The 24,625-nt window shown below is 67.7% G+C and carries 25 protein-coding genes; 9 read left to right on the plus strand and 16 right to left on the minus strand.

Annotated features, from left to right (window positions below):
• Nucleotides 1-15: 15 nt before the first annotated feature.
• The 4 genes from ACU0BR_RS04450 to ACU0BR_RS04465 form a co-directional block, all read right to left on the minus strand.
• Nucleotides 16-1,080 (minus strand): flagellin N-terminal helical domain-containing protein, encoded by a 1,065-nt coding sequence (locus ACU0BR_RS04450; protein WP_446155646.1) that lies wholly within the window; start codon nucleotides 1,078-1,080, stop codon nucleotides 16-18.
• A gap of 13 nt (nucleotides 1,081-1,093) precedes the next feature.
• On the minus strand, nucleotides 1,094-2,509 hold the full coding sequence (gene flgK, locus ACU0BR_RS04455) for a flagellar hook-associated protein FlgK (RefSeq protein ID WP_446155647.1): 1,416 nt from the start codon (nucleotides 2,507-2,509) through the stop codon (nucleotides 1,094-1,096).
• Between the two features lie 39 nt (nucleotides 2,510-2,548).
• Nucleotides 2,549-3,847, minus strand: a complete 1,299-nt coding sequence (locus tag ACU0BR_RS04460) for a flagellar hook protein FlgE (protein ID WP_446155648.1) — start codon at nucleotides 3,845-3,847, stop codon at nucleotides 2,549-2,551.
• Between the two features lie 168 nt (nucleotides 3,848-4,015).
• Complete coding sequence (locus ACU0BR_RS04465) at nucleotides 4,016-5,971, minus strand: hypothetical protein (RefSeq protein WP_446155649.1); 1,956 nt, start codon at nucleotides 5,969-5,971, stop codon at nucleotides 4,016-4,018.
• A 103-nt stretch (nucleotides 5,972-6,074) separates the two neighbouring features.
• Between ACU0BR_RS04465 and ACU0BR_RS04470 the strand changes: the two genes are divergently transcribed.
• From ACU0BR_RS04470 to ACU0BR_RS04490, 5 genes are all read left to right on the plus strand, one after another.
• The gene (locus ACU0BR_RS04470; RefSeq protein ID WP_446155650.1) at nucleotides 6,075-6,827 is read left to right on the plus strand and encodes a flagellar hook basal-body protein; all 753 of its coding nucleotides are present in this window, start codon (nucleotides 6,075-6,077) and stop codon (nucleotides 6,825-6,827) included.
• 17 nt (nucleotides 6,828-6,844) lie between these two features.
• Nucleotides 6,845-7,630: a flagellar basal-body rod protein FlgG gene (gene flgG / locus ACU0BR_RS04475; RefSeq protein ID WP_446155651.1), complete on the plus strand. Its 786-nt coding sequence runs from the start codon at nucleotides 6,845-6,847 to the stop codon at nucleotides 7,628-7,630.
• On the plus strand, nucleotides 7,627-8,310 hold the full coding sequence (gene flgA, locus ACU0BR_RS04480; RefSeq protein ID WP_446155652.1) for a flagellar basal body P-ring formation chaperone FlgA: 684 nt from the start codon (nucleotides 7,627-7,629) through the stop codon (nucleotides 8,308-8,310). Before flgG ends, flgA begins: the two co-directional genes overlap by 4 nt.
• Nucleotides 8,307-9,062, plus strand: a complete 756-nt coding sequence (gene flgH / locus ACU0BR_RS04485; protein WP_446155653.1) for a flagellar basal body L-ring protein FlgH — start codon at nucleotides 8,307-8,309, stop codon at nucleotides 9,060-9,062. The genes flgA and flgH overlap by 4 nt, the downstream gene beginning before the upstream one ends.
• An 88-nt stretch (nucleotides 9,063-9,150) precedes the next feature.
• Complete coding sequence (locus ACU0BR_RS04490; RefSeq protein WP_446155654.1) at nucleotides 9,151-9,981, plus strand: hypothetical protein; 831 nt, start codon at nucleotides 9,151-9,153, stop codon at nucleotides 9,979-9,981.
• A gap of 64 nt (nucleotides 9,982-10,045) precedes the next feature.
• Here ACU0BR_RS04490 and ACU0BR_RS04495 read toward each other — a convergent pair whose 3' ends face one another.
• The 7 genes from ACU0BR_RS04495 to ACU0BR_RS04525 form a co-directional block, all read right to left on the minus strand.
• Complete coding sequence (locus tag ACU0BR_RS04495) at nucleotides 10,046-10,723, minus strand: flagellar hook assembly protein FlgD (RefSeq protein ID WP_446155655.1); 678 nt, start codon at nucleotides 10,721-10,723, stop codon at nucleotides 10,046-10,048.
• 12 nt (nucleotides 10,724-10,735) lie between these two features.
• Nucleotides 10,736-12,094 (minus strand): flagellar hook-length control protein FliK, encoded by a 1,359-nt coding sequence (locus tag ACU0BR_RS04500; protein ID WP_446155656.1) that lies wholly within the window; start codon nucleotides 12,092-12,094, stop codon nucleotides 10,736-10,738.
• Complete coding sequence (locus ACU0BR_RS04505; protein WP_446155657.1) at nucleotides 12,091-12,813, minus strand: sigma-70 family RNA polymerase sigma factor; 723 nt, start codon at nucleotides 12,811-12,813, stop codon at nucleotides 12,091-12,093. Before ACU0BR_RS04505 ends, ACU0BR_RS04500 begins: the two co-directional genes overlap by 4 nt.
• Nucleotides 12,814-12,916: 103 nt before the next feature.
• Nucleotides 12,917-13,702 carry a hypothetical protein gene (locus ACU0BR_RS04510; protein ID WP_446155658.1) on the minus strand — a complete coding sequence of 262 codons (786 nt, stop codon included), beginning with the start codon at nucleotides 13,700-13,702 and terminating at the stop codon, nucleotides 12,917-12,919.
• Between the two features lie 326 nt (nucleotides 13,703-14,028).
• Nucleotides 14,029-15,057 (minus strand): flagellar motor protein MotB, encoded by a 1,029-nt coding sequence (locus tag ACU0BR_RS04515; protein ID WP_446155659.1) that lies wholly within the window; start codon nucleotides 15,055-15,057, stop codon nucleotides 14,029-14,031.
• An 11-nt stretch (nucleotides 15,058-15,068) separates the two neighbouring features.
• A complete protein-coding gene (locus ACU0BR_RS04520; protein WP_446155660.1) occupies nucleotides 15,069-15,503 on the minus strand; it encodes a MucR family transcriptional regulator in 435 nt (144 codons plus the stop codon).
• Between the two features lie 120 nt (nucleotides 15,504-15,623).
• Nucleotides 15,624-15,920, minus strand: coding sequence for a MucR family transcriptional regulator (locus tag ACU0BR_RS04525; protein WP_446155661.1), 297 nt, complete (start codon nucleotides 15,918-15,920; stop codon nucleotides 15,624-15,626).
• 161 nt (nucleotides 15,921-16,081) lie between these two features.
• Here ACU0BR_RS04525 and ACU0BR_RS04530 point away from each other — a divergent pair, with 161 nt between their 5' ends.
• Nucleotides 16,082-16,753 carry a winged helix-turn-helix domain-containing protein gene (locus ACU0BR_RS04530; protein ID WP_446155662.1) on the plus strand — a complete coding sequence of 224 codons (672 nt, stop codon included), beginning with the start codon at nucleotides 16,082-16,084 and terminating at the stop codon, nucleotides 16,751-16,753.
• Here the strand turns inward: ACU0BR_RS04530 and ACU0BR_RS04535 are convergent.
• From ACU0BR_RS04535 to ACU0BR_RS04545, 3 genes are read right to left on the minus strand one after another with little or no spacing between them, the layout of a single operon-like run.
• A complete protein-coding gene (locus tag ACU0BR_RS04535; protein ID WP_446155663.1) occupies nucleotides 16,717-18,618 on the minus strand; it encodes a hypothetical protein in 1,902 nt (633 codons plus the stop codon). The genes ACU0BR_RS04530 and ACU0BR_RS04535 overlap by 37 nt on opposite strands.
• 1 nt (nucleotide 18,619) lies before the next feature.
• Nucleotides 18,620-19,870 (minus strand): hypothetical protein, encoded by a 1,251-nt coding sequence (locus ACU0BR_RS04540; protein WP_446155664.1) that lies wholly within the window; start codon nucleotides 19,868-19,870, stop codon nucleotides 18,620-18,622.
• Entirely contained in the window at nucleotides 19,867-21,177 is a 1,311-nt protein-coding gene (locus tag ACU0BR_RS04545; RefSeq protein ID WP_446155665.1) for a hypothetical protein, read from the minus strand. The genes ACU0BR_RS04540 and ACU0BR_RS04545 overlap by 4 nt, the downstream gene beginning before the upstream one ends.
• A 116-nt stretch (nucleotides 21,178-21,293) precedes the next feature.
• On the opposite strand from ACU0BR_RS04545, the gene motA reads away from it, so the two are divergent.
• The 3 genes from motA to ACU0BR_RS04560 are packed head-to-tail and all read left to right on the plus strand — an operon-like array spanning nucleotide 21,294 to nucleotide 22,935.
• The gene (gene motA, locus ACU0BR_RS04550) at nucleotides 21,294-22,160 is read left to right on the plus strand and encodes a flagellar motor stator protein MotA (protein ID WP_446155666.1); all 867 of its coding nucleotides are present in this window, start codon (nucleotides 21,294-21,296) and stop codon (nucleotides 22,158-22,160) included.
• The gene (locus ACU0BR_RS04555; RefSeq protein WP_446155667.1) at nucleotides 22,157-22,498 is read left to right on the plus strand and encodes a hypothetical protein; all 342 of its coding nucleotides are present in this window, start codon (nucleotides 22,157-22,159) and stop codon (nucleotides 22,496-22,498) included. The genes motA and ACU0BR_RS04555 overlap by 4 nt, the downstream gene beginning before the upstream one ends.
• Entirely contained in the window at nucleotides 22,495-22,935 is a 441-nt protein-coding gene (locus ACU0BR_RS04560) for a flagellar FliJ family protein (RefSeq protein WP_446155668.1), read from the plus strand. The genes ACU0BR_RS04555 and ACU0BR_RS04560 overlap by 4 nt, the downstream gene beginning before the upstream one ends.
• 16 nt (nucleotides 22,936-22,951) lie before the next feature.
• Here the strand turns inward: ACU0BR_RS04560 and ACU0BR_RS04565 are convergent, their stop codons facing one another.
• Together ACU0BR_RS04565 and queF are read right to left on the minus strand one after the other, a co-directional pair.
• Nucleotides 22,952-23,992 (minus strand): DUF475 domain-containing protein, encoded by a 1,041-nt coding sequence (locus ACU0BR_RS04565; protein ID WP_446155684.1) that lies wholly within the window; start codon nucleotides 23,990-23,992, stop codon nucleotides 22,952-22,954.
• 144 nt (nucleotides 23,993-24,136) lie between these two features.
• Entirely contained in the window at nucleotides 24,137-24,598 is a 462-nt protein-coding gene (queF, locus tag ACU0BR_RS04570; protein WP_446155669.1) for a preQ(1) synthase, read from the minus strand.
• Nucleotides 24,599-24,625: the final 27 nt, after the last annotated feature.

Consider the following 24,625-nt stretch of genomic DNA (forward strand, 5'->3'; position numbering starts at 1 on the left):
GCGCGCCCGTGCGCGCTATCGCATGTAGGTCAGAAAACTCAGCTGCGACAGCCGCGCGGTGACGGCATAGCTTGCCTGCAAGCGGGTCTGCAACTGGCTGATCCGCGTCGCGGCCTCGTATTCATCGACCCCTTCGAGATCGAGAATGCGGTTGGTGAATATTTCCGCACGGTCGTTCATGCGCTGGTTCAGGGTCTCGACCTGCGCCATCTGCACGCCAACCCGTGTCTCATCCGCCAAAAGCGCCGTGGTCCCCGCCCCGAGCGCCTGCGTCGCGGCCCCTATCCAGGTCTTGTAGGCCTGCGTGTCGGCGATTTCGGCGGGATCGGCGGCGGCCAGCATCGACAGCCCCTTCAGCACATCGCGAAACCCCGGATCATTGGCCTGAACGCCGTATTGCAGCCGGATCGCGTCGCCGGTATCGGCCTCCAGCCGGGGGGCGCCGGTGGGGCTGCCGTTGTAGAATGTCGCCTCGAAATCGAGCGTGGGGTCGGCGGCGTTGCCCGCAAAGGCCGCGTCGATCGCGGCGATGCGCGCGGCCGCGTCGGCCTCGGTCGCCAGCCCGCCCGACATCAGCTCGGCCATCGCCCCGGCGGGGGAACGCCCGGTGGCCGCGTTGACCTCCTGCCAGGGCTGCACGGTGGCCGCGGGCGCGCCGGTGCCGCTGAACAGCGGCATCCCCGCATGACTGAGGTTGGCCTGCGCGGTCACGACGCTGAGAGCCGCCTGCGCCGCCTGCCGCAGACCCGACACGGTGCCGGTCTGCCCGCCGCCGTTGGCGACGGCCAGATCCAGCACGCCCTGCACCTGATCGCGGATCGACGACAGCGTCGAGGCGGAGGTTTCCATCCGGCTGAGCAGCAGCGTGTTGGCCTTGAGCTGCGCCTCGTCGCGCTGGAGCGAGGCGCGCAGGTTCAGCGTCTCCGCCGCGCTGGTGCCGAGCGCGCGATAGACGTCGCTCCTGCGTCCGGTCGCCAGCTCCTGCTGGCTGTCGGCCAGCGCGCGTTGCAGATCGCTCGCGCTTTGGCGGCGCTGATAGGCGCTGTATTGCGTGGAATAGGTTCGGCTGAGCGGTGTCATCGGTCAGGCCCCGTCAGAATGCGGCCAGCAGCGTGTCGACCATCTCGGAGACGACGCGCATGACCTGTGAATTGGCGGCGTAGGACTGCTCGATCCTGACCAGTTGCTGAAGCTCGTCGTCGATGTTCACGCCCATCGACGCCATGCGCGTGCTCTGCACGGCCGCCGCGCCCGCCGACAGCGCATCACGCTCGGATTCGGCGCTGGCGCGAATGTCCTGCTGCGCCGCGATCAGCATGGAGCCATAGCCCGTCAGGCTGTTTTCCGCCCCCAGCCCCGCCCCCGGATCGAAGCTGTGGCCACCGTCGAGCGTGGCGAGAAACCCGTTGACGATGGTGCTGTCGCCGACCGCGCCGGGCGCTGCCGCCCCCAGCCCGTCGCGCAGGCGCCACAGCGCGCCGCCCGCCTCGGGCTTGACCCCGTCGTTGACCGCGATGCGCCCCGCCAGCCCCGGCTTGGGGGGCGCGCCGCCCACGGCGGCGCCCGCGTCGGTGAACAGCCCCGCCTGACCGGGCCCCAGCGTCGGGTCCGCCTCCTGAAAGCCCAGGATCACGCCCTGCGCCAGCGTGTCCAGCTGCGCCTGCATCTGCGGGATCAGATCGTTCACCAGCTGAATGGACCCCGCGAGCGATCCCTCCGACAGCCCGCGCACCCCGGCCGCCCCCGGCGTGATGTCGATACCGCCGCTGAAAAGCCGCCCCAGCTTGCGATCGAAGCTCAGCGGCTTGGCCTCATCGCCCAGCAGCAGCGGCGCGCCGCCCGGCGCGAAAAGCTCGGTCCGGCCGAAACGGTCGTTGCGGGCCTGAAAATCCATCAGCTGCGACAGCTGGTCCAGCGTCTGGGTGACCTGATCGCCATACGACAGTTTCAGATCGCTTTCGTCGGGCTCCAGCGCCATGCGCCGGTTCAGCTCGGCAAGCTGCCCCAGCTTGCCGTTGATCGCGGCCACATCCTGGCGGACGGCTTCCTGCGCGGTGGTCCGCGCCTCGCCCAGCCCATCGCTCGTGCGGTTGAACGACAGCGCCAGCGACTGCGCATCCGACACCGCGGCGCGTTGCAGCGCGGCATCCGACGGGCTCACCGACAACAGCCCCATCGCGCCGCGGAAATCCGTCAGGCGGCTGATAAGCCCGTCGGGTGCATCCGTGTCGCCCAGCGTCGTCGCGTAAAGCGCCAGCCCCGAGGCCACCGCATCCTGCTTGGCCACGCGCGCGGTTTCATGCCGGAACATGCGGTCGTAGGAGGCGTTGACCGCGCGCCTGATCTCGGACACCACGGGCTCGCCCGTGCCCGAGGTCACCACCTTGGGCGTGCGCCGGGCGTAGCCCTCGGCATCGGCGTTCGCGATGTTGGTCGAGGTCGTCTGCGCCCAGGTCGAGGTGAGGTAAAGCCCGCTTCTGGCGGCGTTCAGGGCAGAGGTCAAGCTCATGCGTAGGTCCCCGTCAGGCGGCCCGGACTAGCGCCCGGATCAGCGTTTCAGCCGCAGCGTCTCGTCCAGCATCTCATCGGCGGTGGTGATGATCTTGGCGTTGGAGGAATAGGCCCTCTGGCGCTGGATCAGGCTGGTCAGCTCCTGCGCGACATCCACGTTCGAGCTTTCCAGCCCGCCCGCGTTGATGGTGCCCGCATCCCCCGAACCGGCGGCGGCGAGGTAGAGATCGCCCGAATCGATCGACACCGAGAAATTCGCGTTGTCGTTGGTGCTCAGCCCGTTGGCGTTGGAAAATGTGGCCAGCGGCACGTTGAACAGCCTGTCGCGCGTGCCGTTGTCGAAGATCCCCCAGACATCGCCGAATTCGTCGAATTCGACCCGGAAGAGCGTGCCGCTTTGCGAGCCGTCCGCATCGGCGTTCAGCGGGGTGTAGTCGCCCGCGAACTGGGTCAGCCCCTCGAAGCTGCCGGGCGTGCCCAGACCGATGCTGACGGTCTGCGGCGTGGTGCCGTTGTCGATGGTCAGCGACATTTCCCCTGTCGCGGGGTCGAATTGGAACCCCGAGGGCGCCGCGGCCAGCGAGGTGGCATTGGCATAGCCCGCGGGCGTGCCCGCGCTGGCGCCGCTGTCGGTGAAGCTGACGTCGACACTGCCGTAATCGGTCGCGTCGTCGCTGACTGTCAGGTTCCATTCATTGGCGGTGGTGCTGGGCTGCCAGGAAAAGGTCACGCGCCCCGACTCCCCCAGGGGGGTGTAGTATTCGACCGACGACACGAAGGGATCGCCCGGAAACGCAAGGCCGGTTTCCTGCGCGGGCAGGTTGCCGCTGATGCCGATGCTGGTGGTCGCCGTCCCGCTGATGGTGCGCGAGCCCACGTTCACCGGCTCCACATCGTTGAAGCTGGACCGGTCGACCGCGCCCAATGTGCCGTCGGTGTAGGAAAAGCCCATCAGGTAGTTTCCGGCCGCGTTGCGCAGATAGCCGGTATCGTCGGGTTCGAACGAGCCGACGCGCGTGACCAGATTGGGCGAGGTCGCGCCTTCGTTGATGTTCGGCTTGACCACGAAGAAGCCGTTGCCGCTGATCGCCAGGTTCGACGACACCTGGGTGGAGTTGAAGCTGCCGTCATCGGTGTTGGAGTGGGCGATCGCGGTGCGCACCCCGGTCGAGGGGCTTCCCCCCGCCGCCATCGTGCCCGCGGTCACCATCTGCGCAAAGCTGCGGCGATAGCCGACGGTGTCTGCGTTGGCGATGTTGTATGAAATCCGCTCGACCGCCTTGGAGTTTGCCAAAAGCCCGCTGACGCCCGATGCCATCGCGTTGGAAATGCTCATTTTGCCTGCCTCGCCCCGTTTTCGGATCGTTGATCAAGATTCACCATTCAGAAATGAGGTAGTGCTTGCGGATTACACCATGGTTAAATCTTGGGGCGCCTTCTATGAAATCCGTGAAACCTGCGAAAATTCCCGGATGAGGGCCGAAAAGCCCGATCCGCCTGTGCGCTACTGTCCTTGCAGACGGTCCAGCGTCTGCGCCGCCTGCTCGACCGTGGCGCGGGCGGTGGCCTTGCGCAGCGGCAGCAGCTCGGGCGCCTCCTCGGACAGGCCGCGCGCGATGGTCGACCAGGTCGGCAGATCCGTCAGCGCCGGATAATCGGCCGCCAGCGCGGCGGTGCGCTCCATGTTGCCGTTGCGATAGGCCGCCAGCAGGAAATTGACCGCATCGGCAAAGCGCATCTTGTCGCCCAGGGCCGTGCCGAGCGCGCCATAGGCACGTTCGGCGGCGGCCCAGTCGCCCTGTTCGAAAAAGGCCTGGGCGCGGATGCGCATCAGCTGCGGCGAGGGCGCGCGTTCCGTCGCGCTCATCAATGCGGCGTGCTGGCCGGTTTCGCTGTAATAGCGCGCCGCCACCACATCGACCCGGCGGCGCAGATCGGCATCGTCGAGCGGGGCAAGCTCGGCCAGCAGCCGCGCCAGATCGTCATAGCGCCCGCCCGCCAGCAGCGCCTCCAGCCGCTTGACCTCGAGCCGCCGCAACCAGGTCGGGTCGACCTGCGCCAGGCCCAGATCGGCCGCGACGGTCAGGTAGTCATGCACCAGAAGGTATTCACCGGCCGCCACCGTGGTCGCCCCCGCCGCGAGGAACGTATCGGCGAAACGCTCCGAAGCCTCGGCAAAGACAGGGTTGTAGCGGTAATAGCGGCTCAGGCTCTCATGCGCCTTCATGAAGCGGCCCAGGCTGAATTCACCGGCGGCGCCCCGGGCGTAGAAATCCGCGATCAGCGTGTTTGCCTTTTGCCGCGCGCCCGCGGTCAGCGTGGAGCGCGGGCTGTCCGCGATCATCTTGCCATAGGTCGCGAGCGCCGCGGCGGTATCGCCGTTGATCGCCTGAAGCGAGGCCAGATCGCTGAGCACCTGCGCCGCCGCCGCGTCGCCGCGCCACAGCTGGGTTTCCAGCGTCAGCAGCTCGATCGCCGCGTCGCGGTCAAGAACCTTTTCGCGCAGGCCCAGATCGACCAGCGCCCGCCGTGCGCGATGCGCCCAGCGGTCGGTGCCCCCCATCGCGCGCGCATAGCTGTCGAAGGCGGCCAGCGGGTCGCCGCCCGTATCGGCCACGCGGCCCAGCAGGAAATTATAGGCCGCCCCGCCCTTCAGCGCGGCGTAGCCGTCGAAGGCGGCGGCCAGATCGCGCGCCAGCCGCCATTGCCGGGTTTCGATCGCGGCCTCCAGCAGCCCCGGCAGAACGCGCTCCTGCACCGGCTTGGGATAGCGCGCCAGCCGCGCCACCGCATCGGGCAAAAGCGGCCCCGCCTGCGCGGGCGCGCCGTCGCGAATATACGAAATCGCGAGGAAGAGAGGCTGATCGGGCCAGCCCGCGTAGCGCGGCTCCAACAGCACGGCCGAGCGCGCGGTCGGCGCCCGGTCGCGGCTGTCGAGCACCCCCAGCGCCAGCTCGAACGCCAGGGCGCGCATCTTCTGGGCGGGGGGCAGCTGATCGGTGTCAAGCGCACCCAGCACCGAAAGCCCCTCGGGCACCATGACATGCGACAGGTAGAAGGCCGCCAGATCGATCAGCGCGCGGGTCTGCTCAGGGGTGCCGGCGGGCGCGTCCAGCAGCCGCTGGCCGAGCGCGCGCCGTTCGCTCAGGAACGGCACGGGGTCCTGCGGCGCGAGGAAGAGCGCCGGGGGCACGGGCGACCACACCGATTTCTGAAGCACCCCCAGCTGCGTGAGCATCGACGCGGCGCCGACGGACGTATCGCGGGACACGTCGCGGGACGCATCGGGTATCGAACCGGGCGCGGCGACAGGCTCGGCCGTGCTCCACTCGGCCCGCGCGGGCGCCGCCCCCGCCCCGAGCACCAGCCCCCCGACGGCCGCGCCAACGGCCAAGGCAAGGGCCACGCCCCCTTCGCGGGCAAACCCGCGCAATGCCTTGATATACCCGCGTCCAGCCAAGATTGCGCCCCTGCTATGCATGTTTATACTTGCGTTATTCTAGCAAAAACACCATTGTCAGCAAGTAAAGAATGAACAGTTCGCACCGTTTCGGATCGGAAGCATGGATAATTCCACCTATGTCGCCCTGTCCCACCTCACCGCGCTCGAGCGGCAGATGGATGTGACGGCCAACAATATCGCCAATGCGAATTCCGCGGGCTTCAAGTCCGAAAAGGTCCTGTTCGAAAGCTACCTGCACGACAGCTCCGGCACCTCCGACAGGATGCAGACCAATTTCGTGCTCGATCGCGGCTCTTTCGTCGATCAGACGCAGGGGGGGATGCTCGACACCGGCAATCCGCTCGACATGGCGCTGAACGGTACGGGGTGGTTTTCCTATCAGACCGACGCGGGGCAGACCGCCTATGGGCGCGACGGGCAGTTCGTGCTGGATGCGCAGGGGCGGCTGATGACGCTGAGCGGCGCGCAGCTGCTCGATCAGGGCGGCGCGCCGATCTCGCTGCCGGCCGATCTGGCCGCCGTGGTCACCATAGCCGAGGATGGCACGATCTCGGCGCCGGGCGCGGGGGTGCTGGCGCGGGTGGGCGTGGTCGACATCGACAACATCGACGCCTTCCGCCGCATCGGAAACGGCCTGCTGATCCCGCCGCGGGACGGCGCGGCGCAGACCGTCGCGGCGCAGGACACGCGCGTGCTGCAGGGCCGGATCGAGGCCAGCAACGTGCAGGCGGTGACCGAGGTGTCGCGCCTGATGGCGATCCAGCAGGCCTATCAGCGCACGGTCAACCTGCTGACCACCGACGACGACCGCACGAAGAACATGCTGGGGCGGATCGGCCGCCCGGCTGTCTGAACGGAAAAGGGGCCGAGATGAAAGCTTTGGGTATCGCCGCGACGGGGATGATGGCGCAGCAGACGAATGTCGACGTCATCTCCAACAACATCGCGAACGCCAATACCACCGGCTTCAAGTCGAGCCGGGCGTCCTTCACCGATCTGATCTATGAGAACATGGCCCGCGAGGGGGCCGTCACCGGCGAAGGCGGCACGACCCGTCCGGCCGGGATCAACGTGGGCATGGGCGTGCGCACCGCGGGCACGGTCAGGCTGAACACGCAGGGCGGGCTGGTGCAGACCGAAAACCAGCTCGACGTGGCGCTGGACGGGCGCGGATATCTGACGGTCAACATGCCCGACGGCAGCCAGGCCTACACCCGCGACGGGTCGCTCAACCTGTCGCCGCAGGGCCAGCTCGTCACCCAGGACGGCTATGAGGTCGCGCCGGGTATCGTCATCCCCGACAAGACCGTGCGTGTCGAGATCAGCGAGACGGGCATCGTCAGCGCCTTTGTCGAAAACGACCCCGTTCCGGTCGAGGTGGGGCAGCTGACGCTGACCACCTTCATCAACGACGCCGGGATGCGCCCGCTGGGCAAGAACCTGCTGGAATCGACCGTGGCCTCGGGCGATCCGATCGCCGCCGTCCCCGGCGAGCCGGGCGTCGCCATCCTGCGGCAAGGCTATCTGGAGACCTCGAACGTGGACATCATCCGTCAGATCACCGATCTGATTTCGGCCCAGCGGGCCTATGAGATGAATTCCAAGGCCATCGAAACCGCGGATCAGATGATGTCCGCCGCCAATCAGATCAAGTGAGCCGCTTGAACGCCCATATCGTGGCCGCGCTGCTGGCGGTGTCGATCCTGTCGGCCCTGTCGGCGGCACCGGCCCGTGCCGCCTCGCCCGAGACGCTGGTGGAGGAGCAGGCGCGCGAGGCCTGGGGCGCGGAATTGCCCGAGGGCGCCAGCATCCGCGTCAGCGTGCAGGACCCCAAGCCCGTCGATGCGCTGATCATCTCGGCCTATTGGATGGACCGCGACTCGGGCAGGTTCCTCGCCAATGCCGTGATGGAAAACGGGCAGGAAAAGCGCATCCAGGGGCTTGCGCTGGCGACGATGACCCTGCCGGTGCCCAACCGCCGCGTGATGCCCGGAGAGATCCTGACCGAAGCGGACCTGACCGAGCTGGAGCTGCCGCTGCGCCGCGTCAGCGCCTTTGCCGTGCTGGGCCGCGACGATCTGCTGGGCAAGCAGGTGCGCCGGATGCTGACGCGCGGCCGCCCGGTGATGTCGCGCTCGGTGACCGAACCGCTGGTGATCGACCGCGGCGACCGCGTCTCGATCGTCTTCGACGACGGCAAGCTGCGGGTGACGGCGCCCGGGCGCGCGCTCGACGACGCGCAGCGCGGGCAGGAACTGCGCATCGTCAATCTTGTCAGCAGCCGCACGTTGCGCGGCATTGCCCGCGAAGACGGGCTGGTGGAGGTTCTCAGATGAGCCGGTTTCGCACGACGATTCTTGTGGCCAGTGCCGCGCTGACCGGCTGCGGCGCGCCCCAGTTCAACCGCGATCCGCAGCTCAGCCGCGTGGGCGTCGACCAACAGACAATGGTGGAGGCCGCGACCGCCACCGTGCCGATGCCCCCGCCGGAACCTGCGCGCGTGCCCTACCGGGCCGAGGCGGCATCGCTGTGGGAACGCGGCTCGGGCGGGTTTTTCGGCGACCAGCGCGCCACCAGGGTCGGCGACATCCTGACCATCGTGATCGACATCAACGATCAGGCCACGCTGCGCAACGCGTCAGACCGCGAACGCTCGGGCAATGCCACCCTGGGGTTCCCCAGCTTTTTCGGCTACGGCACGCAGATCGACAAGATCCTGCCCGGCGTCGGGCCGTCGGATCTGCCCAGCGGCAATCTCGTCGACATCACCTCCGCCACGACGGCGGGCGGCAGCGGCTCGATCCGGCGCAACGAATCGATTTCGTTGCGCGTGGCGGCGCTGGTGGTGCAGCGGCTGCCCAACGGCAACCTCGTGGTTGCGGGCCGACAGGAGGTCAAGGTCAACGAAGAGCTGCGCGAACTGCGCGTCGCGGGCATCCTCAGGCCCCAGGATATCCAGACGGACAACACGATTCCCTATGACCAGATCGCCGAGGCGCGCATCAGCTATGGCGGGCGGGGATCGGTGTCGCGGCAGCAGCAACGCAGCTACGGCGAGGACGTGGTGGACATAATACTGCCGTATTGAAAACGGCTTTTGCCCTGTTTGCATAAAATTAATGTCGGATTCTTCTGAGATAAGAGGTGGTCGTTTATGAATTGCGAGTACCTGTTCGATGAAGAAATCACATATCATGCTGGCTGTCCTGTCGGCGTTGTTCGGCGCGGCCGGATATGGGGCGGGGCATTTCCTTGTGCCCGAATCGGCGCAGCAACAGGTAAAGGCCCCCCCGCGCACGGGGTCTGAACAGGTGCTCGACAAGCTGTCGCAGGATGACACCGGGCAGGCCCCCGCCGCCGTGCCGCCGCGCGAACACGCCGGGGCGCCCGCCGATGGTCCCGCAGGCGCGGCGGCCGACACTTCAACCGGAACCGACGCCGCGCAGAAGCCCGCCGCCCTGCGCCGGGGCGAAAAGGAGGTGCGGCTGCTTCCCGCCGCGCTGAAGCTTCCGGCATCCGAAGCTGGCGCCGCTGCCGACCCCAGTGCTGACCCCGCTGCCGCGGCGCCGGGATTCAACCAGCGCGAGGCCCCGAAGATCCTGCGCGACAATGCGGCGCGGCAAGCCACACGCATGGACCAGCCGCCGACCTCCGGCGTCGCCACCGCAAAGGATCTGGCCGACAAGAAGGTCGTTCAACTCGGCCGCATGACCGTCCCCGTGCAGCGCGCCAATTCGATCACCTATGTGATTTCCGACATCGGCGTCGCGGTGAAGGACAGCGAGACCGCGCAATATTTCAACACCGCCGAAAACGCGGCGCGCCTGCGCGACGCGATCCTGATGCAGCTGCACCGTGTCTCGGGCACCTCGATGCTGCGCAAGGCCAGCATCGACACGGAGGCGCTTTCGCAAAATCTCGCGTCGGAGCTGAAAAGCGGCTTTGGCGACAGCGTCGAAAGCGTGCTGTTCATGTCTCTCTACAAGGCGGATGTGCCCCGCAGCTAAGGTTCGCGGTCCCCTGCGGCACCGCGCTGCACGGGCCCAGTGACACGGGCCCAGTGACACGGGCCTAGTGAATCGCCTCGATCTGCCCGGCAAGCACCGCTTCGCCGTTGCTCAGATGCAGCGTGGCCAGCCCCTGTTCGAAGGTCATCCGGTCGACCGTCGCGCGCGCATAGGCCGTGGCGCCGACCTCCTTGCCGCTCGGATCGGTCGCGGTGACCTTCAGCGACAGCCGATCGGGCGGCACCGGCAGACCCGCCTTGTCGCGCCCGTCCCAGACATAGGCCATAAGCTCGCCGTCCGCCGCGGGCAGGTCGGTGAGCTTGCGCAGCTCGGTCCCGTCCGGCGCCCGGATCGAGATCGTGGCGCTCTCGGCGCCGTCGGGCGTGCGGTAGCGGATCGTCGCGGGCCCCTGCGCATCGGTGGCGAAGCTGGTCGACGGCACGGTCACCTCACGCCCGATCAGCGCCACCCCGGCCATCGAGCCGAGGCTTGCGAGCTGCGTCGAGATCGCCTCCAGGTTGCTGTTCGAGGCGACCGCCTGTTCCACCTGGCTCAACTGCGCCAGCTGCGACACGAAGGTGGTGCTGTCCATCGGTTTCAGCGGGTCCTGATTGGAAATCTGCGCCGTCAGCAGGGTCAGGAAGCTCTGATAATCCGCGCCCAGCTGGCTGAGCGAATTTTCCGACGCGGCCTTCGCCGCGCCCGTGGCACCCGCCGCGCCGCCCAGAGGATCAATCGCCATGCCGTGCTCCGTTCATACATTCAGATCCACCCCGCCCGTGCGGGCCGGAGCGGGGGATTGCGACGCATCCGGCGCCTCGGAAAGGGGGGCGCCCGCGCCCGTATCGCTGCCCTCGGTGCCGCCCGCATCCTGCCCCTGACGCGGGCCGCGCTGGCCGAATTCGCCGAAGTTCAGGCCCTGATCGCCGACCGCGTGCCCCGCATCGCGCAGCATCCCCATCAACCCGTCGCGGTCCTGCCGCAGCGCGGCCAGCACGGCCGGGTTCTCGATACGGATCTCGACCCGCAACTGCCCGGTCTTGTCGGGGGTCAGGTCGATTTCCACCCGCCCCAGCCCGTCGGGGCGCAGCTCGACCCGGATCTGGCCCTGATTGCCCGTCTGCGCGCGCAGCTGGCTCAGGATTTCCTGCGTGGCGGGCGGCGGTGCGGTGTGCTGCGGGCGACTGTCCTGCACCTGCGCGGCGGCCAGCGGCGCGGCAAGGGGCCCGGGCACCGGCGCGGCCTGCGCTGCGGCGGCGGGGCGTGCGCCCTCGGGGGCGGCAGTCGCGGTATCGGTGACGAAGGCGGGCTTGGCCGCGCCGCTGTCCTTCGCGGCCCATTGCAGCGCCTGGGCCAGCGACGCGGGCGCGGCGGTGCCCGACGCGGGCCCGAGCCGCGCCGTCAGGGCGGATTCCGCACCCGAACCCGCAATGGGGGCCTGTGCAAGAGCCCCATTCTGGCCCCCGTTCTGGCCCACAGGCAGCATCCCCGCCCGCCAGTCCAACGCGGCAAGCCCCCCCGGCAGCGCCCCAAGAATGCGGCCGACAAGCGCCGACATACCGCCATCGGCCGCGCCGGATCCGGCCCCCGCGTCTAGGCCGCGCGCCAAGGCAACCCCGTCCCCAGAAGTCCCGCTCCCGGCAGTCCCGTTCAGGCCGGACGGGTCGAGCGCCCCCCCCGCGCCGCCGTCCGCGATCAGCGAGGCGAGCATCTGGCGCAGGACAGGCACGGCCGCGGCCTCCTGCCTGGGCGGGACCGCGGCGGCCGACGCAAGCCCCCCCGCCCCCGCGACGCCCGAAGGCAAGAGCGGCGCCAGAAGCGGTGCCAGCCGCGCCGCGAGGTCGTTCAATATGTCGGTGATTTCCGCATCCGACAGATCCGGCGCGCGCAAGGCCTGCTCGGCCGTGCCGAGCGCGTCCAACGCCCGGCCCAGCGGCGCGCCCGAGGGGGCCCCCGACCCGCCCGCCTGCGCGCCGCCGGGACGAAGCTGCGCCAGCAGCGCCGCGAAAACCCCGGTCAGCCCGCCCGCGTCCGATCCGGTCGGCTCCTCCGCGCCCGTCCGGCCCGTGCGCGTGTCGCCGCGCGCAGCCAGAAATGTGCCCGGTTCGATCATGCCAGCACGCTGCGCGAAAAGCCGCCGTCGATCAGATTGCGCCGCAAATGCAGGATCGCGCGCTTCTCGACCTGTCGCGCGCGCGCTTCGGTGATGCCCAGATCCAGCGCGACGCTGTCCAGATCGTCGGGAACGGGTTTGAGCTTGCGTCGCCGGATCATCTCGACCTCCTCATGGCACATGGCACTCATCGCGGCGTCGAGCATCCGCGACAGCGCATTCAGCTGGCTCTGTTCCAGCACCGCATCCTCGGGGCCGATGTCATCCGACACCAGGATATCGTGACCTTCCGGTCGATCATCGCTCGGGGCGCCGTCTATCGGCACCGTCCCGGCCACCGCCATGCGCACCAGCAGACGCTCCGCCTCGGGCAGCTTGCCCAGCTGCGCGTCGAGGAAGGTGCGCGTGGGGATGTCGATCACCGCCTTGATCCGCGCGAGAGAGCTGGAAATGCCGTTCATCACCCACCATCCGGCATAGGTCGAAAACCGCACGTTCTGCGCGCGGTCGAAATTGTCGGCGGCGCGCATCAGCCCGATGATGCCCTCGGCGGCCAGATCCTCCAGGTGCACGGGGTTGTCGGTGTATCGCGCCGCCTGCGACCAGGCCTGCCGCGCGTGCGAGCGCAGCAAAAGTTCCAGCGCGCCGCGATCGCCCGCATCCTGCCATTGGCAGATGGCCCACCTTTCCCGATCGACATCCAGAAGAGGTTCGCGCATCGCTGCCCGGTAAGACATCGACAACATGAATTCATGCCCAATCAAACTCTGCCTGCAAGAACAGATAAGCACAAATCGCGGGTTATCGGAAGATCTCTTTGATTTAGTGAAGGTTAAATCTGGACATCAGATTTTTCGGCGGCGCCATCTGCGGCCAGGCGGTGCCCGTGGTCGTCAGCAGACGGCGCACGCCTGCCTCCAGCCGCGCGATCCACTCGCCCAGGACAAGCCCGGTGCCGTCCACGCCGATCAGATCCGCCGGGATCGCGACCGGATCGGGCGCGGTGAAGCCCGCGTCAAGCGTGCGCAGATAGCTGGCAAGCTGCGGCGTCCAGAGGAAATCCTGCCGCGCGAACAGGGTCCTGTCGTCCAACGGCGCCTGCGTGGCGCCCCAGTAGGCGGCCAGGCTCCGGCCCAGCCCGCGCATGAAACCGGGCAGATCCACCCCTTTGCGTTGCAGCTGCGGGGCGCGCGCCATCCGCGCCGCCGAATGCGCCAGCATGTAAAGCGTGTCGGTTTCGCGTTCCATCGGCAGCCCGCCGTGGTCCATCGCCACCAGCAGGCTTTCGGCAACCATCACACCGAGATCGGCCGAGAACCTGTCGGCCGCGCCGCGGTGCCGCGCATCGGGCAGGATCAGGATCAACGTGCCGTAGGGCACATGCAGGTCGAGTTCTTCGCTCAGCACATCGCCGAGCGGCAGCGCGGGCATCAATTCCGTCTCATCGGGGATGAGCATCGGACGATCCATCGGCGCGGCGAGCAACACGGGCAACACGCGGGCGGGCACCAGCGCGGCATAGGCCGCCAGCAGTTCGCGTGTGTAACGGTCGGGTTTGCCGGTGGCCTGTCCCTGCCAGATCCGGTTCAGCAGCTCTTTGACGTTCATTGACTGACCCCCACCAGTAGATGATATCCCCATCTTCATCACAACATAGTGTAACCTAGCGTTAAGGTTAATCATCTGGATTGTAAAACTTTCGGGCGTCTTCCGCGTTACGCTTCCCCTAGGGAACCCAGGCTGAGGCAAAGCAAAACCGCCGGGAAATCGCGCTGCCGCCCCTTGTTTCGCGGCCCCGGCCGATGCCCGGAGACCGGGTCCACAGGTTCGAGTTTTTCGAAACACTTCGCTAGACAAGCGCCGCAGATACAGCGGGGTACAGCCGCAGCAGCCGCAAGATATAGCCCCGCGCCTGTAGATATGTTGCGACGCGCCTAGTGAGTCGGCTGCGGATAATTCACCGTGACACTGATCCGGCGGTTTTCCGGCGCGCCCGGGTTGGCGGGATCAAGCGGCGCGGTATCCGCCAGCCCCGAGATCCGCGTGATCCGCGAGGGGTTCACGCCGGTGTCGACCAGCACGCGCCGCGTGGCATTGGCCCGGTCGGCGGAAAGTTCCCAGTTCGAATAGGTTCCCGCCCCCGAATAGGGCACCGGGTCGGTATGGCCCGACAGGCTGAGCGTGTTCGGCAGGTCGGCAATCGCCTCCCCGATGACGCGGATCAGCGCGCGGGTGCGATCGCCGATCACGGCACTGCCGGAGGCGAACATGGAATGCCCCGCCTGATCGACGATCTGGATGTCGAGACCTTCCGCCGTGCGGTCGAACCGCAGATTGTCGGACATGTCCTTCAACGCCGCATTCTGCGCGACGCTGTCCATGATCGCGCCCTGCAACTGGCGCAGCGTGTCGTCGCGTTCCGCCATGGCGCGCTCGCGCTCGGCGTCGCGCGCGACCTGATCCAGCGAGGCGCCCTGTTGCAGCGACGTCTCGACCACATCCGCGGCCGGATCGCGCGCCGGGTCGGAGGCGGGCCCGGAAATGGTGGTGTCGGCCTTGCTGCCCTCGGGCCGGGTTTCATATTCGACGATGACCTGGGGGTTGCGGTCGCGCAGGCGGCTGTCGAACACGGCCAGCGGGTTTTCCTGCCCGAAGCTCGGCAGCTGCACCTCCGACTTGGGGCCGTCGGTCCCGCTCATCACACCCTCGGGGCCCAGCACCTGACCGTCCAGCATGCCTTCGCCGCGCCCGCCCGCCTCGGACAGGCTGGGGGTGAAGTAATCGGCCAGCCCGCGCAGCTTTTCCTCATCCGAGGCCGCGAGAATCCACAACAGCAGAAAGAACGCCATCATCGCGGTCATGAAATCGGCATAGGCGACCTTCCAGCCGCCGCCGTGATGCGATCCGTGGTCGTCCTCGATGATCTTCTTGACGATGATCGGCTGTGTATTGCGCGGCGCCATGATCTGTCAGCCTATCCTTGGTCCGCCAGCATGTTGCGGTCGTATTTGCCAAAGCCCGAGTCCCGCGCATAGCTGGCTTTCTTGCGCGAATAGCTGGGCGCCACCAGCGGCACCGATTCAGGCAGGTTGAACCGCGCGCGGTACTGCGCCTCGGTCATGCCGTGTTCGGCGCCCAGATGGCGCTTGAGCATCTTGAACCCGCGCCCGCAGCACAGGCAGTAAACCTTGTCGTCGGACACCGCGCGCGCCACCGGCAGGGCGGGCTGCGGCCGATCCTCCCCGCTCGCGTCAGGCGCGCTGGCGGAGGCGGGCTGCGGCAGCTGTCCGGCCTCGCCGCGCAACTTGCGATAGAGATTGACGATGTCGTCGGCGCCCACATCGCTGCGCGCGGCAAAAGAGGCGACGATGCGGCCGATCGTGTCTAGCTGGCTGTCGGAGGTATCCATAGGCGCATCCCGGTCGTTAGAAACACAATCTTGCAGTTCTTGTTAACGTTGAGCGAACCAACCGATCAAATCTTGCTGGTTCGCTTTTAATCTAGTTTTAAACCTTACCCCGACAAGAGGCTATTCGAGTCTTTCCATGCGGCGAGATTCCGCGCGCCACGCCCGGTAACCCGCCGACACCAGCGGCATGTCCCCCGGCAAGTTCCATTTGCGGCGGTATTCATCGGGGGTCATCCCCAGCGTTTCGCGGATGTGGCGGTGCAGAATCGGCTGCGCCGTGCCGGTTTCGGGGCATCGCAGGACCGCGCCACCCCCATCCCATCGATCCCGGCGCGCGCTCTCAGGGCGGGGCAGATCGCCGGGTTCCCGGCGGGAACGTCCGAAGAAACGCGCTGCTTTTTTGACGAAAAACAACATTTGCCCAGCCTTTGCTTGCCGTATTTCCTTGTTCTGTAAATGAGATGTATGTGGCGAAGTTTAATTCTTGTTGAACGATCACAAAAAAGACAAAAAATCGGACTTCGGGGATCAACCGCGGGTGCGAATCTGCCATCATCGCGTAAAAATCGAAGGCCAGGATGTCCCGCAGACCGCCCTATTCCCTTGTCGTGGAACGCGATACCGCGCTGCGCGCGCGCTGCTGCGATGCGCTGCGCGCGATGGGCGGCGGGCGTGTGCTGCGGCGGGCGCGGGCCTCGGACGTGGGCGATCTGGTCTCGGCCGAGGCGACGCTGGGCGCGCTGCTGGTCGGTCTGCTGGGCAGCGCCGCGCGCGACGAGGACATGCTGGCGCTGATCGCGCTGACCCGGCGCAGGCTGCCCGACGCGCTGATCCTCGCCGTCGATCCCGGCACCCGGCCGCTCGGCCCTGCCGAGGCCTTTGCCGCAGGGGCCGATGACGTGCTGCATTCCAACGGCCATCCCAGCGAATTCGACGCGCGTCTGGCGCTGCGGCTGCGGCAGGCGCGCCCCGCCACGCCGCGCACCGCCTATCTGTCGCGCATGGCCCTGACCCCGGCGGAAGCGGCGATCCTGCAATGCCTGGGCGCGCGCCCGGGCGAAATCGTCAGCCGCAGTGCCCTCGCGCAGGAAATCGGCGAGGCCGACTGGAGTTATGGCGACCGCCGCTTCGACGTGCATATCGCCCGCATCCGGCGCAAATTGAGGGACCATTACGGCGAAAAGATCCGGGTTCGCACGATCCGCGCGCAGGGCTATCTGCTCGAATCCGACTTCCCGCTCGCGCGCTGATCCGCCTGGCCGAGACGTTTCGCCAATGCCGCGAGCGGCGCCGACCAGTCGCCCGCATCGCGCTGCCGGTAGAGCGCCAGCGACCCGTACCAATCATCGGCCTCATCCCCGGCGGCATCGAGACCCCAGTACCACATGCATTCCGACCCGGCGGGCAGCAGCACGCTGGCGTCGGGATGACCCAGGGCGCCGCACAGATGCGCGGTGGTGTTGTCGATCGTCACGACCCGGTCGAGTGCCGCGATCTGCGCCGCGAACCCGGCCAGATCGGCCATCTGGTCGACCGCCGGATCGCTGTGCATCAGCAGATCGGGACGCGCCGCGCGCGCGGCGGCGATTTCCGACCGGCAATCGCCATATTGCAGGTTGACCACAAAGGCGCCCTCGGGCAGGGCCCGGACCAGATCGACCAGCGGAAGCGACCGCAGCGCGCCCACCAGCGACCGGCTGGCCCAGGCCACCCCGACGATGGGCCGCCCCTGCGCGCGCGCCTCATAATCGCGGCGCAGATGCGCCCGGCGCTGGGGGTCGGCAGTCAGATAGGCCCCTTGCCGCGCCCGGGCCGGGTGATCGCCCAGATACCGGGCGAAATCACCTATATAGGCCATTTCTTCGGGATTTATCCCGCCTTCCCGCGCCAAGAACTCCTCCATCGAAAGATGGCCCAGACCCAGCCGGTTGCCCTGCAGGAGAGACGCAAGCCGCGGATCGCCCACCAGCGTCAACCGGCACCCCTCGGGCAGCGGGGCGATGCGCGTCAGACAGGCCAGCGCAAGCTGATCGCCGATCCCCTGTTCGGAAATCAGGTAGAGCTGCGCGCGGCGCGCCAGCGCGTCGGGGGCGGCGTTGGCCTCGGGGCAGCGCTTGCGCTGCACGGCCGGAAAGCGCGCGGCGAAAAGCGCGTTGCCCGCCGCGAACTCCCGCGCGCGCAGCCGATAGACGCCATAGGCCTTGCGGATCTGCGTATGCTCGGGCGTCGCGATATGCAGCGCCTCTTCGTAGGCGGCGGAGGCCCGCGCGAAATCGCCGCGGTCCTGATGGATGTTGGCCACGATGCTCCGCGCCTGGGAAAAGCTTTCCGGCGTCGCGAATTCATGCGTTTCGGCCAGGGCCTCGGCCTCGTCCAGGCGGCGCAGGATCCGCAGCGCGGTCAGCAGCACCAGCACCACGATATCCTTGTCTTCCACCTCGGGCAGCAGATCCTGCGCCAGGGCCTGCGCCTCCGGCAGGCGCACGGCGTAAAGAAGGCTGCGCAGATGCGCGATGCGATGCGCCTCGGGGGCGGGGTCCAGCCGCCAGGCCAGATCCAGCCATTCCACCGCGGCGCCGGGTTCCTCCGCGTCGACCAACAGATCGCCGAGCGCAAGCGCAAGCGAGGCGTCGCCGATCCGGCGCACCACGGGCGCGACCGTCTTCGCCGCCGCAAAACGGCGCCCGATCCGTCCCATCAGCTCCAGATACAGCTTTATGAGAGCCGCATCCTTGCTGCCCGCCGCCACGGCGCGCGCGATCGTCTGGCAGGCGGGGATCACCTCGGCGTTCAGCACCTGCGCCTTTGCCAGCCCTTCCAGCACCACGACCGAGCGCGGCGCGCTTTCCGCGGCCTTGCCGAAAAACGCCGCCGCCGTCGCGCCTTCGCGCTGGTTGAGCGCCGCGCCGCCGAGGATGATCCAGGGATGCGGGTTGGCCGGATGGCTTTGCGAAACCGAATGCGCCAGCCGCAGCGCGCCCGCCAGCTCGCCCTGCCCCAGCAGCTGGTAAGCCTCATGCAGGGCCAGCGCCTCTTCGCCCTTGATCCCGTAGATCCGGGCGGCCTGCGCGATGCGACTGCGCTTTTCCTTGCGCGAAAGGGCTTGCGTGCTCATGTCATTCCTTCGGGACGGCGAAATAATCGACGGTATCGGAATGCGCGGCGCTATCGGCCACGCGGTAGCCTGCGCTGCGGCACCAATCCTGGACGAACCGCAGGATATCGCGGCGCGCGACCTCGGCCCAGATCACCGGGCGGTCGCGTGCTATCAGATCGCGCGCGCCCTCCAGCACCCTGAGCGGATGCGCCTGCGCCTCGATCTTGATCACGTCCACCCGGTCGCCGCCCATCAACGCGTCGAGCGCCCCCTGCCCCGCAGGCCCCATCCCGCGCCGGTCGACGCGCCCGCCCAGCTCATTCGCCTCGATATTGGCATCCAGATGGGCCACCGCTTCGGGGTCGGGCGCGACGGGATAAAGCCGGGAGGCCTCCAGCTGGCGGGCCGACCAGACGATGTGATTGCCCGCCCGCGCCCCCACGTCGACGACATGCGGGCGGGCGCGCCGCACCAGCGCCCGCAGCTTTTCCAACGACTGCGGTTCGAAATAGCTGCCCTGGGCATGGGCAAGCTGCGCGGCGTCCGCCGGATCGCTCAGCCGCATCCGCAGCGGCGGCGCCTTGCCGTCCTCGATCCGCGCCCAGACCGGCAGCGCGCGCAGCTGCGCACGCCACAGCTGCGTGACCGTTTCCGACCACTGCTGCCCGGTGGCCGAGCGCGGCCCGGTCGAATGCTGGCCGCGGCGGTTGATGAAAAAGATCTCGGGCCGCTTGGCGCAGGGGTACTCGGCCCACAGCCTGGTGTAGAACTGGTAATCCTCACCGACGTCGCGCGTGCTGTCGAATCCTGCGGCGACGGCGGCGGCGGTGCGGTAAAAGCCGCCGATCTGCACCGCCAGATAGGGCGGCACGGACAGAAAATCCGCGCGGCTGCTCAGCGTCTCCGGCTGGTCATCGCGCAGCGCGGGTTCGCCCGCGTCGTCGAGCGTGCAGATCAGCCCCCAGACGGCGTGCAGATCCGGTTCGCGCGCGATGATCCGGCCGAAGGCGTCGAAGGCGTTGGGGGCGAGGATGTCGTCGGCATCGAGGAAGAACACCCACTCCGCCCCGATCGCCTGCGCCTCTGCCAGCCCGTCGTTGCGGCGGCACGAGCGGCCGTGCAGACCCCGGCTGTCGTCCATCACCAGATGGCGCACCTCGGTGAAGGGGCCCATGCTCCAGCCCCGCGCCTGCGCCACCGACGGGGCGCAGCTGTCTCTCAACAGGGCCTCGTGCCCCGGCCCGACGGGCGTTATGATCGCGCAGATCACCGCGCCGCCCGCTCGAAGATCCGGGCCAGCCGCGGGCTTTTTTCCGCGGCGCCGTCCGTGCCCGCGACGCCATCCGCAGGCACCCCCGTCCAGGAACTGAGCCAGGGCGCGCGCACCCCCCGTTCGGTCAGCAGGCTGCCCGCGAACATCCCGAGACCCGTCAGCGCGACCAGCGCGAGAGCCGCCGCGATGAAACGCGGCACGCGCGAACGGTTCGGGGGCGGGCCGGGCGGCTCCGATGGCGGCACCGAGGGCGAGACCGTACCGTCGAGGCCGTCCTGAGCGCTCGGCACGACCGGCGCGACCGGGGCACCGGGGGCCACGAAGACGCCGCGCCGCGTCACGGTGACCTCGGCCCGCCGCGCCGCCAGCGCGAACCGCTGCTGAAGCCCCGCCGGAAACAGCTCCACCGGCATGTCGATGACCAACGGATCGCCCGATTCCCACGCGCCGATGGCGCTGCGCGGCAAGACGAAGCGCGAGAAATCGTCGCGAAACCCGATCTCTGCGACGCGCAGCGGGCGCGACTGAACCGAAACCCGCTCCGCCCCGATGGTCAGCCGCACACCGCGCGCACCCAGCGTCAGCGCACCTTCGGCAAAGCGGCATTCCTCATGCCGGATCTCGCTGGCGGGCCTGTAACCGACCGGCAGATCGCCCGCCCGCGCCGCCGCGCGATCCCCCGGCAGGTTCGCGCGCACCTCGCTCAGCCGGAACCGCGGCGCACGGCGGAGGAACGCCTCGACCGGGTCGGCGGCTGCGAGCGTCGCGGCCCGCGGCGGCAGGGCGGGCGCCCCGAGAGGGGGCATGCGGGGCACCGTGCCCGCCTTGACGGCCGCCTTGGCGCCCTTATCGATCCCCGTATCGCCGCCTGCCTTGCCGCCAAGCTTCGCCGTCGGCTTGCGCACCCCGCCCTTTTCGGCCGCCTTCGCCCCCGCGGCGGACAGGGCCTTTGCCTTGCGCTCCTGCTCGAAGCGGAAGTTGATGAGATGATCGGCCGCCAGCTCCGGCAGATCCGTTTCGGCCGCCACAAGGGTCAGCAGGCTCTGCTCATCGGAAAACAGCACCCGGCGCGTGGGCAGATCCGGCATCGCGGGCGCGACGGCGAATTCGCCCAAGGCCCGGCCCAGCACGGCCGCCGCCCGATCCAGGACGGCGGCGCCGTCGGTGATGTGGTGCAGCAGCATATCGCAGCCGCCCGCGTCATCCAGGCACAGCACAAGCCCGATCTCCTCGGGCCAGTCGGCAAAGACGCCGCGCAACTCCGCTTCGGTGAAGAAATAGGCCAGCTTGTCCTGAGTCATCATGTATAATTCACTTTGCACTCGGTTTCATCAATCCTATCCTTGTTTATACTTGAAAGAAAGAACATTTTATTTATGATGTTCTTCCAAGTCATGGACCAAGAAGAGACCGGATAAAGATGACATTGTTACTTGGACTAGCTCTCGTCTTCGGACTGGTATTCGGCGGTTTCATCCTGTCGGGCGGCAAGATGGACATCGTGCTTTATGCGCTGCCGTTCGAGGGAATGATGATCGGCGGCGCGGCGATCGGCGCCTTCGTCATCGCCAACAGCTTTTCGGTCATCAAAAGCTCGATGGCGGGTCTGCTCAAGGTCCTGAAGGGGTCCAAGTGGAAGGCGAACGACTACAACGACCTGCTCAAGCTGATGTATGAGCTGACGCGCATCTACAAGTCGCGCGGCGTGCTCGCGCTCGACAGCCACATCGAGTCGCCCAAGGACAGCGAGATCTTCGGCCGCTATCCGAAAATCGCGGCCGATCATTTCGCGCTGGAGCTGATCCGGGACTCCTTTCGCATGCTGTCCATGCAGTTCGAGGACAAGTACCAGACCGAAGACGTGATCAACCGCAAGATCAAGAAGCACCATACCGAGTCGCTGGCCTCTGTTCATGCCATCCAGACCATGGCCGACGGGCTGCCCGCGATCGGCATCGTCGCGGCCGTGCTGGGCGTCATCAAGACGATGTCCTCGATCGACCAGCCGCCCGAGGTTCTGGGCGGCATGATCGGCGGCGCGCTTGTCGGCACTTTTCTGGGGGTTTTCCTTGCCTATTGCATGGTCCAGCCGATTTCCGGCAGGCTCAAGCAGATCGAGGACGAAGACAGCGCCTTCTACATGATCATCCGCGACATCTTTGTCGCCATGGTCTCGGACCACCCGGCGCCGATCTGCGTCGAGATCGGGCGGGCGAACATCCCCACGCGGATGCAGCCCGATTTCTATGCGGTCGAAGCCGCGCAAAAGGATCTGCCCGCGGCATGAACGCAGCAAAGTCCCCGTATCAGTGCCTTTTGCAGGGCCTCTTGGGGAAGCCGCTGTCGGGGCTGCTGGGAGGCTTGGCTTTGGCGCTGGCGCTGGCGCTGGCGCTTGCCACCGCACCCCAGGCCGCCGAACAAAAGCCCGAGGGCAAGAAGGACATGGACGGCCGCGCCGCCTTTTCCATCGCCACGCTGCCCGCATCGGGGCGGGCCTATCCGACGGCGGTTCTGCTGGCCATGCGCGAAAAACTTGCCGCGCGCGCCGAAAAGAACAATCCGACGGATAAGGCGCACCCCGCCGGGGGCGCCCGCCCGACACCGGCCCCCGACACCGGCCAATGACCACTGACGCGGCGCGGCGGATGCGTGCCTTCGGCACGATCGAACGGATCAAGCGGCTCGATGTCGAACGTATCGCGCAACAGGTCGCCGCGGTCCGCTCGCGCCATCTGGCCCTGAGCAATGAGCGGCGCGACCTGCTGGCGCGCATCGCGGGCGAAAGCCATGTCACCGGCGTCGAGGGCGCGACCTATCTCGGGCGCTATCTGCGCTCCATCCGGGCGGAGGTCGAACGGCTCTCCTCCGAGATCGCGCAGATCGAACCCGAGCTCCGGCAAGGCGAGGAAAGCCTGCGCGCCGCGCTGGCCGATGAAAAGACCTATGAGGTCCTGCGCCTGGCGCGCATGACGCAGCTGCGCAGGGACCGCGCCAGGCACGAAGCCACCCGGCAGGATGAAATGGCCCGGATCCTGTGGTATCGCGCCGCGTCCCGGGATTAGGCCGGGGTGCCCCCCGTCAGGCGGACTCCTGCCTGCGGTTCCAGCGGATCGAGGAATAGAACGACACCCCGATCAACCCCGCGCCGATCAGCCCGGTGATGACCTCGGGGACATGCACGAGCGATTGCGCGAACATGATGAAGGCAAGCGCCAGGATCGACCAGAAGGCGCCGTGTTCGAGGTATCGGAACTGCGTCAGCGTGCCTTTTTCGACCAGCATGATGGTCATGGAGCGCACGTACATCGCCCCGATGCCCAGGCCGATGGCGATCAGAAACAGGTTCTGCGTCAGCGCAAAGGCCCCGATCACGCCGTCGAAGCTGAAACTGGCGTCCAGCACCTCCAGATAAAGAAACGCGCCCAGCCCGCCCGCGCGCACCGCCGAGGCGCCGCCATGTTCGGAATCCAGCACCTGCCCCAGCAGCTCCACCGCGCAAAAGGTGATGAGCCCGAAAACGGCGGCGAACAGAAAGGTCAGCTGGTCCTCTTCGGGCAGGTTCATGGTGAAGATCATCACCACCACCAGCACCAGCGCCACGTCGATGCCGCGCAGATCGGCGCAGCGGCGCAGACGCCGTTCCAGGGTGCCGATCCAGTCGACCTCCTTTTCGGGGTCGATGAAATAGCTCAGCGACACCATCATCAGGAAGGTGCCGCCAAAGGCCGCGATGGGCAGGTGAGCCTCCTGCATCAGATCGGCATAGGCCTGCGGCTGGGTCGCCGCCAGGCTGAGCGCGGTCCAGGGCGTGACCTCGGCCGCGATGACCACCACCGCCAGCGGAAAGACGATGCGCATCCCGAAGACCGCGATCAGAATGCCCCAGGTCAGGAACCGCTGCCGCCACACCGGCGTCATGCGGTCCAGCTTGTTCGCGTTCACGATGGCATTGTCGAAGGACAGCGAAATTTCGAGGATCGCCAGAATGGTGCCGACCAGCAGATAGGGCAGCGCGCCAAGCAGAGAACCGGAATAGACCCAGCCCAGCCAGAACGCCAGCACCAGCCCCAGCGCCGTCACGGCAAAGGCCCAGCGGAAATATCCCATTGCCGTCGTCATCATGATCCGAAGCACCCCGCGCCGAAAAGATCCGGCGCAGAACGTCCCGCTTCTTTTGCCGTAGGGGGAACCTATGGACGCACCCGCCGCCCCACAAGGGGCTGCCCCGTCAAGCGCGCCGCGATGCGGTGGCCGCGCAACGCCTCAGCCGCGCCCGCGGTAGGGGGGCACGCCCTGATCGGGAATCCAGACATCGGCGGGCGGCGTGCCGGTCTGATAGAACACGTCGATCGGGATGCCGCCGCGCGGGTACCAATAGCCGCCGATGCGCAGCCAGACGGGCGCCAGCAGATCGACCAGCCGCCGCGCGATCGCGACGGTGCAATCCTCGTGAAAGGCGCCGTGGTTGCGGAACGATCCCAGAAACAGCTTGAGCGACTTGCTTTCGACCAGCCAGCCGTTCGGCACGTAATCGATCACCAGATGCGCGAAATCGGGCTGCCCCGTCATCGGGCAGAGCGAGGTGAATTCCGGCGCGGTGAAGCGCACGCAATAGGCCACGCCCGCCTGCGGGTTGGCCACGCGTTCCAGCACCGCCTCTTCGGGCGATTGCGGCAGGGGCACGTCGCGGCCCAGCTGGCTGAGGGTTTCGTGGCTGTCATTCATGGCGCGGCCTTTCGCACGGACGGTTTG

Source organism: Brevirhabdus sp., assembly GCF_052826345.1.